Origin of the sequence: Pseudomonas sp. GM25 (genome assembly GCF_000282255.1) — a bacterium.
Classification (GTDB): domain Bacteria; phylum Pseudomonadota; class Gammaproteobacteria; order Pseudomonadales; family Pseudomonadaceae; genus Aquipseudomonas; species Aquipseudomonas aphyarum.
The window spans coordinates 17356-29828 of record NZ_AKJQ01000010.1; the positions used below are offsets into that span (position 1 = coordinate 17356).

12 protein-coding genes are annotated in these 12473 nt (G+C 62.6%); 3 read left to right on the plus strand and 9 right to left on the minus strand.

Annotation, left to right across the window (positions count from 1 at the left end; genetic code table 11):
* Genes PMI24_RS03595 through PMI24_RS03605 form a run of 3 tightly spaced genes read left to right on the plus strand, consistent with a single transcriptional unit; the run spans position 1 to position 3127 of the window.
* On the plus strand, positions 1–1191 hold the full coding sequence (locus tag PMI24_RS03595; protein ID WP_007951273.1) for an acetyl-CoA C-acyltransferase: 1191 nt from the start codon (positions 1–3) through the stop codon (positions 1189–1191).
* Between the two features lie 20 nt (positions 1192–1211).
* Entirely contained in the window at positions 1212–2339 is a 1128-nt protein-coding gene (locus PMI24_RS03600; protein ID WP_007951274.1) for an acyl-CoA dehydrogenase, read from the plus strand.
* Between the two features lie 14 nt (positions 2340–2353).
* Positions 2354–3127 carry an enoyl-CoA hydratase gene (locus PMI24_RS03605; RefSeq protein WP_007951275.1) on the plus strand — a complete coding sequence of 258 codons (774 nt, stop codon included), beginning with the start codon at positions 2354–2356 and terminating at the stop codon, positions 3125–3127.
* Between the two features lie 89 nt (positions 3128–3216).
* On the opposite strand, the gene PMI24_RS03610 is transcribed toward PMI24_RS03605, so the two are convergent.
* The 9 genes from PMI24_RS03610 to PMI24_RS03650 form a co-directional block, all read right to left on the minus strand.
* Positions 3217–4368, minus strand: coding sequence for an acyl-CoA dehydrogenase family protein (locus PMI24_RS03610; RefSeq protein ID WP_007951276.1), 1152 nt, complete (start codon positions 4366–4368; stop codon positions 3217–3219).
* A gap of 3 nt (positions 4369–4371) precedes the next feature.
* A complete protein-coding gene (locus PMI24_RS03615; RefSeq protein ID WP_007951277.1) occupies positions 4372–5478 on the minus strand; it encodes an enoyl-CoA hydratase/isomerase family protein in 1107 nt (368 codons plus the stop codon).
* A gap of 190 nt (positions 5479–5668) precedes the next feature.
* Entirely contained in the window at positions 5669–6355 is a 687-nt protein-coding gene (locus PMI24_RS03620) for an HPP family protein (protein ID WP_007951278.1), read from the minus strand.
* Between the two features lie 157 nt (positions 6356–6512).
* Entirely contained in the window at positions 6513–7691 is a 1179-nt protein-coding gene (locus PMI24_RS03625; protein WP_007951279.1) for an MFS transporter, read from the minus strand.
* A gap of 16 nt (positions 7692–7707) precedes the next feature.
* Positions 7708–9060: an MmgE/PrpD family protein gene (locus tag PMI24_RS03630; protein WP_007951280.1), complete on the minus strand. Its 1353-nt coding sequence runs from the start codon at positions 9058–9060 to the stop codon at positions 7708–7710.
* Positions 9057–9947 carry a polysaccharide deacetylase family protein gene (locus PMI24_RS03635; protein WP_007951281.1) on the minus strand — a complete coding sequence of 297 codons (891 nt, stop codon included), beginning with the start codon at positions 9945–9947 and terminating at the stop codon, positions 9057–9059. The genes PMI24_RS03630 and PMI24_RS03635 overlap by 4 nt, the downstream gene beginning before the upstream one ends.
* Positions 9940–10788: a polysaccharide deacetylase family protein gene (locus PMI24_RS03640; RefSeq protein ID WP_177323236.1), complete on the minus strand. Its 849-nt coding sequence runs from the start codon at positions 10786–10788 to the stop codon at positions 9940–9942. The genes PMI24_RS03635 and PMI24_RS03640 overlap by 8 nt, the downstream gene beginning before the upstream one ends.
* A gap of 56 nt (positions 10789–10844) precedes the next feature.
* A complete protein-coding gene (locus PMI24_RS03645) occupies positions 10845–11669 on the minus strand; it encodes an ABC transporter substrate-binding protein (protein ID WP_007951283.1) in 825 nt (274 codons plus the stop codon).
* Positions 11670–11708: 39 nt separating this feature from the next.
* Positions 11709–12473 (minus strand): amino acid ABC transporter ATP-binding protein, encoded by a 765-nt coding sequence (locus PMI24_RS03650; protein WP_007951284.1) that lies wholly within the window; start codon positions 12471–12473, stop codon positions 11709–11711.

Sequence of the window (12473 nt, forward strand, 5' to 3'; positions counted from 1 at the left end):
ATGACCATCTCCAACGATCCGATTGTCATCGTCAGCGCCGTCCGCACCCCGATGGGCGGTTTTCAGGGCGAACTGAAAAGCCTGACCGCGCCACAACTCGGTGCGGCGGCGATCAAGGCTGCGGTTGAACGTGCCGGTGTTGCCGCCGATGCGGTCGATGAAGTGCTGTTCGGCTGTGTACTGCCGGCCGGTCTCGGCCAGGCGCCTGCGCGTCAGGCTGCACTGGGCGCCGGGCTGGACAAATCCACCCGCTGCACCACGGTCAACAAGATGTGCGGTTCGGGCATGGAAACCACCATTCTGGCCCACGACATGCTGCTGGCTGGCAGCGCCGATGTGGTGATCGCCGGCGGCATGGAAAGCATGTCCAATTCGCCGTACCTGCTGGATCGCGCCCGCGCCGGCTACCGCATGGGCCACGGCCGGGTGCTGGATTCGATGTTCCTCGACGGCCTCGAAGACGCCTACGACAAGGGCCGTCTGATGGGCACCTTCGCCGAGGATTGCGCTGAAACCAACGACTTCAGCCGCGAGGCTCAGGACGCTTTCGCCATCGCCTCGACCACCCGCGCCCAGCAGGCGATCAAGGACGGCAGCTTCAAGGCCGAGATCGTTCCGCTGACCGTGACCGTTGGCAAAGAACAGGTTGTGATCAGCAACGACGAGCAGCCGCCAAAAGCCAAACTGGACAAGATCGCTTCGCTGAAACCGGCGTTCCGCGAAGGCGGCACCGTGACCGCAGCCAACTCCAGCTCGATCTCCGACGGCGCAGCGGCGCTGGTGCTGATGCGTCAGTCGCAAGCGCAGAAACAGGGTCTGAAACCGCTGGCGGTGATTCACGGCCACGCCGCCTTCGCTGACACCCCGGGCCTGTTCCCGGTGGCACCGATTGGCGCGATCAAGAAACTGATGAAGAAAACCGGCTGGTCGCTGGATCAGGTCGATCTGTTTGAAGTCAACGAAGCCTTCGCCGTGGTCGGCATGGCGGCGATGACCCACCTGGAAATCCCTCACGACAAGCTCAACATCCACGGCGGCGCCTGCGCCCTCGGTCACCCGATCGGTGCCTCCGGCGCGCGGATTCTGGTGACCTTGCTCTCGGCCCTGCGCCAGAAAGGCCTGAAACGCGGCGTCGCGGCGATCTGCATCGGCGGCGGCGAAGCCACGGCGATGGCTGTCGAGTGCGTCTGAACCCGAGTTAAGGATTTGCCATGATTCCCAATGACGACCAACAACAAATCCGCGACATGGCCCGGCAGTTTGCCGAGGAACGGCTGAAACCGTTCGCCGCCGAGTGGGATCGCGAGCACCGCTTCCCGAAAGAAGCCATCGGCGAAATGGCCGGGCTGGGCTTCTTCGGCATGCTGGTGCCGGAGCAGTGGGGCGGTTGCGACACCGGTTACCTGGCCTACGCCATGGCCCTGGAAGAAATCGCCGCCGGCGACGGCGCTTGCTCGACGATCATGAGCGTACACAACTCGGTGGGTTGCGTGCCGATCCTCAAGTTCGGCAACGACGACCAGCGCGAGCGCTTCCTCAAACCGTTGGCCAGCGGCGAGATGCTCGGTGCTTTCGCACTAACCGAACCGCAGGCCGGTTCCGACGCCAGCAGCCTGAAAACCCGCGCACGGCTGGAAGGCGATCACTACGTGCTCAATGGCTGCAAACAGTTCATCACCTCCGGGCAGAACGCCGGGATCGTGATTGTGTTTGCGGTCACCGACCCGAGCGCCGGCAAGCGCGGGATCAGCGCCTTCATCGTGCCGACCGACTCGCCGGGCTACAAAGTCGCCCGCATCGAGGACAAACTCGGCCAGCACGCCTCGGACACCTGCCAGATTCTGTTCGAAGACGTGAAAGTGCCAGTGGCAAACCGGTTGGGCGAGGAGGGCGAGGGTTACAAGATCGCCCTGGCCAACCTTGAAGGCGGCCGTGTCGGCATCGCTTCGCAATCGGTGGGCATGGCCCGCGCCGCGTTCGAAGCGGCCCGTGATTACGCCCGTGAACGTGACACCTTCGGCAAACCAATCATCGAGCACCAGGCCGTGGCGTTCCGCCTGGCGGACATGGCGACCCAGATCGCCGTGGCGCGGCAGATGGTGCATTACGCCGCCGCGCTGCGCGACAGCGGCCAGCCGGCGCTGGTCGAGGCGTCGATGGCCAAGCTGTTCGCTTCGGAAATGGCCGAGAAGGTCTGCTCCATGGCATTGCAAACCCTCGGCGGTTACGGTTACCTCAACGACTTCCCGCTGGAGCGCATCTACCGCGACGTGCGGGTCTGCCAGATCTACGAAGGCACCAGCGACATTCAGCGCATGGTCATTTCGCGCAATCTTTGAGAAGGAATCTGCACATGAGTTACGAAACGATTTTGCTGGAAACCCATGGCCGCGTCGGCCTGATCACCCTCAATCGCCCGCAGGCGCTGAACGCCCTCAACGCGCAACTGGTCAGCGAAGTGAACCGCGCGCTCGATGGTTTTGAAGCCGACGCGAACATTGGCTGCATCGTCATCACCGGTTCGACCAAAGCCTTCGCCGCCGGCGCCGACATCAAGGAAATGGCCGATCTGACCTACCCGCAGATCTACATGGACGACCTGTTCAGCGACAGCGATCGCGTGGCCAACCGCCGCAAGCCGATCATCGCGGCGGTCAACGGTTTTGCCCTGGGTGGCGGCTGTGAACTGGCGCTGATGTGCGACTTCATCCTGGCCGGCGACAACGCCAAATTCGGCCAGCCGGAAATCAACCTCGGCGTGCTGCCGGGCATGGGCGGCACCCAGCGCCTGACCCGCGCCGTGGGCAAGGCCAAGGCCATGGAAATGTGCCTGAGCGGTCGTTTGATCGACGCGGTGGAAGCCGAGCGCTGCGGCATCGTCGCGCGGATCGTGCCGAGTGCCGAGTTGCTGGATGAGGCGCTGAAAGTGGCGGCGGTGATCGCCAGCAAATCGCTGCCGATTGCGATGATGGTCAAGGAAAGCGTCAACCGCGCGTTCGAAGTGAACCTGACTGAAGGCGTGCGCTTCGAGCGCCGGGTGTTCCATGCGGCGTTTGCGACGCAGGATCAGAAGGAAGGGATGGCGGCGTTTGTGGCCAAGCGGCCACCTGAATTCCAGGGCAAGTAACGCGGCGCTTCTATCGCCAGCAGGCTGGCTCCCACATTGGATCTGTGATTACACAAATCCCTGTGGGAGACAGCCTGCTGGCGATGCTTTTAGAGCTGATAGTTCTTCAACTCCCGAGCAATCACCATCCGCTGTATCTCACTCGACCCCTCATAAATCTGGGTAATCCGCGCATCCCGGTAGTACTTCTCAACCGGATAATCCTCCAGATACCCATACCCGCCATGAATCTGAATCGCTGACGAACACACCTTCTCGGCCATTTCCGAAGCAAACAGCTTGGCCTGCGAAGCCTCCGACAGACACGGTTTACCCGCCGTGCGCAGCCGCGCCGCGTGCAGGATCATCAAGCGTGCCGCGTTGATCTGCATCTGCATGTCCGCCAGCAGGTTGGCGATGCTCTGGTGCTCGACAATCGCCTTGCCGAACTGCACCCGATCACGGGCGTAACCCAGCGCCGCTTCAAACGCCGCACGGGCGATGCCCAATGCTTGCGCCGCAATGCCAATGCGCCCGCCTTCAAGGTTGGAAAGGGCAATCGCGAGGCCTTTACCGCGTTCACCCAGCAGATTCGCTTCAGGAATGCTGCAATTGTTCAGCGTCACCGCGCAGGTGTCGGAAGCTCGGATGCCCATCTTGTGTTCGGTGCGATCAACGATGAAACCGGGCGTATCGGTCGGCACCAAGAACGCCGAGATCCCGCGCTTGCCCAGATCCGGATCGGTCACCGCAAACACGATCGCCAGTTTCGCCCGCTTGCCATTGCTGACAAATTGCTTGGCGCCGTTGATTACCCATTGCCCGTCGCGCAGTTCGGCGCGGGTGCGCAGGTTGTGCGCTTCGGAGCCGGCCTGGGGTTCGGTCAGGCAGAAGCAACCGATCACTGCGCCGCTGGCCAGATCCGCCAGCCAGGTCTGTTTCTGTTCTTCGCTGCCGTAGTTGAGCACCGGCCCGCAGCCCACCGAGTTGTGGATGCTCATGAACGCGCCGGTGGCGCCGTCACCGGCGGAAATTTCTTCCACCGCCAGCGCATAGGCCACGTAGTCGACGTAGGTGCCGCCCCATTCTTCCGGCACCACCATGCCCAGCAGGCCGAGTTCGCCCATCTTCGCCACTAGGGCGTCATCGATCCAGCCAGCCTTTTCCCAGGCCTGTGCGTGGGGCGCGATTTCGCCGCGGGCAAAGTCCCGGGCCATGTCGCGGATCATTACCTGGTCTTCAGTCAATTCGAGATCGTGCATGGCTCAGCTCCCGCTCTCTTCGAAACCGTGGAAGAAACTCGCGATGTGCTCGGCGTGTAGCGCGGCGAGGGTCGGCGGGTTCCAGCGTGGTGATTTGTCTTTGTCGATCAGCAAGGCGCGCACGCCTTCGATCAGGTCGCCGCGTTCGAACCACTGGCGATCCAGATGCAGTTCGAGGGCGAAGCAGTGTTCCAGGCTCAGATGGCGGCCGCGACGGAGCATTTCCAGGGTCACGCCCATGGCCAGCGGCGAGCGGGTTACCAGCAGGTCGGCGGTGGTAGTCGCCCATTCGTGGCTGTCGGCGACGGTCACGGCGCGCAGTTGCTCGACGATGCTCGGCACATCAGGCAAGGCGAAGAAGTGGTCGATGGCCGGGCGCAAGGCTTCAAACGGGGCATCCGGCAGGGTTTGCACGGCGTGGCGGGCCAGCAGGCTTTGCAGGTCTTTAAGCGGCGTGTCGTGCCATTGCAACTGATCGAGCTGCTCGTCGAGGGTGCCGAGTTTGCTGCTGTCCAGATACCAGTCGGCCAGCCCGCAATACAGCGCATCCGCCGCACGAATCTGCACGCCGCTGACGCCCAGATAAATCCCCAGCTCGCCGGGAATGCGCGGCAGGAAATAACTGCCGCCGACATCCGGAAAATACCCGATGGCCACTTCCGGCATTGCCAGACGGCTCTTCTCGGTGACCACCCGCAGATCGGCGCCTTGCACCAGACCCATGCCGCCGCCGAGAACGAAACCGTCCATCAGCGCCAGCACCGGTTTGCGGTAGTGGTGGATCGTCAGGTCGAGGGCGTATTCCTCGACGAAGAAATCTTCGTGCAGCGTGTCGCCGCTTTTATGGCTGTCGTACAGGGATCGAATGTCGCCACCGGCACAGAAGGCTTTCTCGCCGGCACCGCGCAGCACCACCGCGTGGATATCGGCATCGGCGGCCCAGGCGTCCAGGTGTTGCTGGAGCTGGCGCACCATGTCGAGGGTCAGGGCATTGAGGCCGGCGGGGCGGTTGAGGGTCAGATGACCGATGTGATTGCGAACCTCGGCCAACACTTCGTGTGGCGTGGCATCCATGGACGAAGTCCGCGGGGATGAAGCCTGAGCAGTCATCACTAACTCCCTGCTTTTATTGTCTTTATTCGAGAAGCTCGCGCGCGAGCGTTACCGGATCGTAACAGTGCAAATTTGCCGTGTACAACGGGGATATGTGCACGGGCTGTCTGCATTTTTACCTTAGGCCAAATGCACGGGATCGCGGCTTCTTTTCAATCGACAACGCTGACAGGGACAGGCTCTGGACTCAGCGGAACACCTGGCCAATGCTGCGCCGTTTGGCATGCAGTTCACTGGCATGAATCAACTGCTCCAGATCCTCCGGCGTGACATCGATGAACGCCTCCATATCGGCCAGTGCCAGTTTCAGATCTTCGGCCGTGATGGACTGAATATCCACTGGTGCCACGGCCGGCGCCGGTTCGGCAGGGCGTTTCGGGTAGCGGATGCGGGTGAGGTTGTTGTAGGCCAGTGCGGCCAGCAGCAGGCACGTGGCGCTAAGCATCACCGGTTCCAGGGCTTTCCAGTCCATGGCGATGGTCATCGGGTCGGCCAGCACCATGGTCAACGCCACGGCGCCGGCCGGTGGATGCAGGCAGCGCATCCAGCACATCAGGATCAGCGCCATGCCTGCGGCGAGGCACGCGCTGCCCAAGGTTCGGCCGAGGACGTGGGCCACCAGCAACGCGACGACGCCCGCGCACAGGTAGCCGCCGATGATCGACCACGGTTGGGCGAGGGCGCCGGAGGACACGGCGAAGAGCAGCACCGCCGAGGCGCCCAACGGGCCGATCAGGTGGTAGGCCACTTCAATGCCAAACACCTGACTGCACGCCCACACGCTGAACAACGTGCCCAGGGCCATGCCGATCGCGGCGCGGCTCCATTCGGTGGGACGGGTGTTGATGGCGGCGGGCAACCAGCGAGCGAGCATGCAGAATCGATCCTTTGCGAAATCCGGGGCAAAAAAAAGGACTTGTCCGTAAACGCGGAAAGTCCTTCGAAGTGTTCCAACTATTGGGGGAGGAACGCGCACAGTGTGCCAATCATTCACGATGCTGACAAATTCATATAAATGCAGTTTCAGTGCATTATTTATGAAGTAAAGCCACGCGGCGCCCGCTCATGAAACACAGGAAGCCGCCCATCGCAGTCAATGCGCTGAGGGCATAGAACATGGTCGGCGCCGGCGTATGCATCAGCAGGAAGCCGCAGATCACCGGACTCAGCGCGCCACCCAGCGCCGCCAGATTCTGCGCGCCGTAATAGCTGCCGCGCAGTTCTTCCGGGGCCAGAGTGTCGACGAACAGGAATTCCGACGGGTAAATGATCATCTCGCCGAGGGTGAAGATGAACATCGCGATGCACCACGTCACCAGGCTGTCCGCCAGGCTGAAGCCGATCAAACCGAGGATGAACAGGCTGGTGCCAGCGGCGATCCAGTAGCGCAGTTTTTCCCGGTTCAGAAAGCGGCCGATCTGATATTGCAGCAGGATCACCGCGATGGCGTTGCAGGCGAGCAGGGCGGCCATGGTTTGCAGGGCGCGCTGCGAGTCTTCGACCACCAGCAGGTATTGCGACAGGTACAACGTGAAGCGGCCGTGAACCACGGTGCTGAGCAGGCAACCGCAGGTGAACATGATCAGCGTGCGGTCGTTTTTCAGGGTGATCAGGGTTTTCAGAAAGCTTTGCGGCTGGCCGATGGCGGCGACGGGGCTGGCGTCCCTGGGAATACCGATCATCAGGAAGATGCTGCCGAAAGCGATGCCGGCAGCAATCAGGAACGGCGCAATCGGGTAGACCCCGGCGATCACCACGCCGAGCATCGGGCCCGTGGCGTAGCCGATGTTGGTTAGCGTATAGCGCAGGGAAAACGCCTTGGCCCGCTGGCTCATGGGCAGGTTTTCACTGAGGATTGCTTTTGAGCCGATCAGGAACAGCGCCGAGGCGGTTTCGGTGATGACCAGGGTGGCGGTCGTCAGGTACAGGTCTTTGGCGAAGGTCAGCAGCACGAAACCGATGGAGCTGGAGAGCATCGCCAGAATCAGTAACCGACGCTTCTCGAGCCGGTCGATGATGTAGCCGCCGTACAGCGCAAGCAGGGTGGCGATGAACACCGCGATGCCCAGCAGCAACCCGACGTCCTGTTGGTTGAGGCCGAGCTTGTTGCTCAAGAACAGGGTGAGCAACGGACTGGTGATGGCGCGGCTGACGACGATGGTCAGCGAGACGATCATCAGGCGGCGGATAACGAGCGAGTAGGTGGCCACGGAAAATCAAATGTCCTTATTCGGTTAACAGATGCTCGAGATCGCGCACGGAATCCAGCGTTTGCAGTTGCCGCAGTTGCGCCAGTAACGGCTCGGCCTTGACCGGAGAAATGACCCGCAACGCCAGACTGAAAAACTTTTCCTCCAGCGCCGCCTCGCTCAGCGGATTGCCCGGCGCGCCCAGCGGCACCTCGATACACAGGCTCGCCTCACGCCCGTCGCGGGCTCGCACAACGACCACTGGCTCGCCATCCTCCGACAGTCGCTCATCCACTTCAAGGCGAATGCGCGTCAGCCATTGAGCGATGCGCGGATCGTTGCGTGGCTGTTCGTCGTAAGCCTCCAATCGGCAATGACCGTGCACCAGTCGCGCGGCGAGGGCGTAGGGCAGGCTCATCTGCGCGGCGGCCAGACTTTGGATGTCGCGACCGCCGCACATGTCGAGCAGAAACCCGCACAGGTTCACCTGGACGTCTTCCACCTGATCGGCGCCGATCTGCAGTTGCTCCAGCAGCAGCCCGAGCGCATCGATAGCCGAATGGGTGCCACGGCAAGCGGCGTAGGGTTTGATCGAACAGCGCGCGAGTTTCCAGACGCGCCCCAGTTCGACATCCAGCGCATCCGGTTGCGCGCTGCCCGGCGCCAGCGTCTTGAGAAACCCACCCCAGACATCCTCGAACAACACCGACGGCCCACTGACGCCTTCACGGGCAAAACGCGCCGCGAGCAAGCCACCCTCGGCTGCGCGGCCGCTGTGCAGTTTCTTGCTTTGCGAACCGTCGTGAATGAACGCCCACAACCCGCCGCTGAAACTGCCGGCGATGCCCAGCGCCGACACGGTTTGCCCGATATCCAGCGCAAAGATCCGCGCACAGGCCGCCGCCGCGCCGAACACGCCGCAAGTGGCGGTCGAATGCCAACCGGCGCCGTTGTGCGCCGAATAACTGCCGCAGGCTTCCAGCACCCGCCGGCCGATTTCGTAGCCGATCACCACAGCGGTGATGAACTCGCGACCGTCCACCGGCCGATCCACGAGCGACAGCGCCGCCATCACTGCCGGCAACACCACCGCGCCGGAGTGATCGCAGCCGCCGGTGTCGTCCAGTTCCAGCGCATGGGCAGCGATGCCGTTGAGCAACGCCGCATGTCCCGCGCCGACGCGCAATGACGAACCCCAGACCAGCGCGGTGCCCGGCTCGGCGCCGAAAACCTGCCGCGCCTGAAGCGCCACCGCGCTGTCGGCCCCGGCCAGCGCCGCGCCGAAGGTGTCGAGAATGTGCCGCTTGGCCTGCTCCACTAAAGCCGGCGGCAGATCTTCAAACCCTGTTTCGACGCAAAACTGCGCCAGCCGCTGCATGCGTTCGGTCATACGAGGTAGTCCCGATAATGGCGCTCATACACCGACGCCGGATGATCCTGCGCGACCGGCGCCGCCGTTTGCGCCCACCACTGCGCGACCTCAGCGCCGGTGGCGATCCACACGTCGTCATGTTGCTGAATGCCTTGCAGCAATTCGCGCAGCACGCCGATGCGCCCCGGTGTGGCGATGATTTCCGGGTGCAGGCGCAGCACGTAACACAGGCCGAAGCGGTGGAATCCGGCGAAGTCCATTTGCAGGTTGCCCAGGGTGTGGCTGTAGGAAGCGATCCGCGATTGCGCCGGCGGCACGGCCGGGCTCAGGTTGAAGGCGAAGTAAGGCTCGTCTTCCAGTTCGTAATGCAGCGGCAACTCGACCACTTCGGGGGCGGTCGGGTGCAAGAACGGCAGGTCATCGCCACGCCATGATGACGACCATTGAATGCCGTGGTCTCTCAAGGCTTCGATGAAGCCCGGCGCGCCGTTGCCTGCGGGAATCCGGAAACCGGTTGGAGGCACGCCGGTCAATGCTTCCAGCGCTGCACAACCCTTGGCGACTTCCGCACTTTGCGCCGCCAGATCCAGCGTGTCGTAATCCTGATGGCGGTAACCGGCACAGGCGATCTCATGCCCGCCAGCCTGGATGGCTGCGATGTGCTGTGGGTTTTCCTCGGCAACGATGCCGGGCACGAACCAACTGCTGCGCACCCCGAGTTCCCTGAACAGGCCGAGCAATCGCTCGACGCCGCGTTGCGTGCCGTAGCGCCACACCGACAGCGTCTTGTCGCGCCCGGCGACTTCCGGGGCCTGGGTGAGAATGCCGTGGATGTCGTTGTAATCGACGGTCAGCACCACCGTGCAGCGTTTGCCGGCGGGCCAGAGGTTGTCAGCGTCAGCCATGGTGATGCTCCTTCAGCCACCAGCGGGCGACGTCGCGGCAGGTGGCGAACCACACGTCATCGCGCTGGCGCATATGTTCGAAGAGTTTCTCCAGCAACAGGATGCGCCCCGGTTTGCCGGTGACTTTCGGGTGGAACAGGGTAGTCAGGCACAGGCCTTCGTCCATCGCGCCGTCGTACTCGCGTTGCCAGTTGTCGAGGGTCAGCTCGTAGCTGGCGGTGCGGTCGAGCCCGGACGGAAAGTTCGGTGCGCGGGTGTAGGCGAGGGAGGCGTAGTCGTCCATTTCCCAGCGACCGGGGATTTCCACCAGCGGTGTGTCGTGGCCGGGGACGTTGACCAGATACGGGCGATCATCGCCGCGCATGCTGCTGGAATAGATGACGCCGTTGTCGGCCAGCATCGCCGGGGTTTCGGCACGCCAGTCGCCGGACGGGGTGCGAAAACCCTCGGCGCGGATGTGCAGGTATTGCCAGAACACGTCGCGGGATTTGTTCATCACGGCCTGCTGCTGGTCCAGCGTCAGGGCGTAGAAGGATTCGTGCTTGTAGCCGTGGTAGGCGACTTCATGGCCGCGCTCGACGATGGCCTGGCACTGTTTCGGCCAGTTTTCCACGACCCAGGCGGGGACGAAGAAAGTGGTCGGGATCTTGAAGGTGTCGAGCAGATCCAGCAGGCGCGGCAGGGCGCGGTACGGGCCGTAGCCGCCGAAGCCGAAGTATTCGGGTTTGTGCCAGATCGAGTTGTTGAGCATGGCATCGCCGGTCGGGCCGTCGAGGTCGAAGGCCAAGGCGAGGCAGGCTTTGTGCTGGTCGGGCCAGGTGGGTTGCAAGGAGGACATCAAGGGCGCTCCAGCTGTTCATGAAAAAGCGCCGACCGGTTGGGTCGGCGCTGACCGGATTACTTGCCCGCGTTAATGGTCACATCCTTGATCGCACCCAACTCCAGATCCCACTTCTTCAGAATCGCGTTATAGCTGCCGTCATCCACCATGCTCTGCAACGCCACCTTCACCGCTTCACTCAGCTCAGGTTTCTTCTTGCTCACCCCCAATCCGGTGAACTGCACGGAGATCGGCTGGCCGACCGTCTTGTACATGTCCTTTTCCTGGGTCTTGAGGTACGACAGAGTCTCGCTGCCCTGCATCGCCGCATCGATTCGGCTCTGGCGCAGTTGGGCGCGGGCGTCGGCCGAGCCTTCGGTGCCGATCACGTTGATCGCAGGTTTACCCGCGGCTTCACAGTTTTCCTTGCTCCACGCGGCGATTTCCGCCGGGAAGGTGGTGCGGCGGCTGGTGCCGACTTTCTTGCCGCACAGGTCGATGATTTCGTTGGTCGCTGCGTTCTTCTGCAGGGTGTAGAACTGCGGGCCGCTGGTGAAGTAGTCGACGAAGGTCACGCTGGCCTGACGCTCGGCGGTGTCGGTCATGCCTGACAGGACCATGTCCACGCGGTCGGTGGTCAGGGCGTTGATCATTTGCTCGAAGCCGGTTTCCTGCCACTTGATCTTCACCCCGAGGCGTTCGGCCAGGGCGTTGCCCAGGTCGTAGTCCAGGCCGGTGAGCTTGTTGGTGGCCGGGTCCTTGAAATCCATCGGCGGATAGTTGGGCATGATCGCGACGACGATCTCGCCTTTTTCCTTGATGCTGGCCGGCAACTCGGTGGCCACGGCGAAACCGCAAGACATGAGGGAGGTGAGTACTGCTGGAATGACGAAGTTCTTCATGGACGTTCTCTTATGAGTGTTGTGAAGGCCAAAGGGGCCTCAGGTTCGAACGGCAGAAATGAAGCTTTGGGTGCGCGGGTTTTGCGGACTTATTAGTATTTCTTCGGGGCTTCCAGCCTCCACGATCTGGCCGCCGTCCATGAACACCATGCGGTTGGAAACCTCCCGGGCGAAGCCCAGTTCATGGGTGACGACGATCATGGTCATGCCGGTCTGCGCCAGATCGCGCATCACCGACAGCACCTCACCGACCAGTTCCGGGTCGAGTGCCGAAGTGGGTTCATCGAACAGCATCAGCTTGGGTCGCATGGCCAGGGCGCGGGCAATCGCCACCCGTTGCTGCTGACCGCCCGACAACTCGATCGGGTAGCTGTTGCGTTTGTCGGCCAGGCCGACCCGGGCCAGCAGTTCCAGGGCTTCTTCGTGCGCCTCCTTGGGCGAACGCTTGAGCACCTGGCACGGGCCTTCGATGATGTTTTGCAGCACGGTCATGTGCGGGAACAGGTTGAAGCGCTGGAACACCATGCCGGTGGCCAGGCGCTGACGGGCGATCTGCGACTCGTTGAGTTCGTGCAGCTTGTGCCCGACCACGCGGTAGCCGACCAGTTCGCCGTCGACCCAGAGGCCGCCCTTGTCGATCTTTTCCAGTTGGTTGACGCAGCGCAGCAGGGTGCTCTTGCCCGAGCCGGACGGGCCGATGATGCACAGCACTTCGCCTTGCTCGACCTCGATGTTGATGTCCTTGAGCGCGTGGTACTGGTCGTAATATTTGTTCAGGCTCACGGCCTTGACGATGCTTCTCAT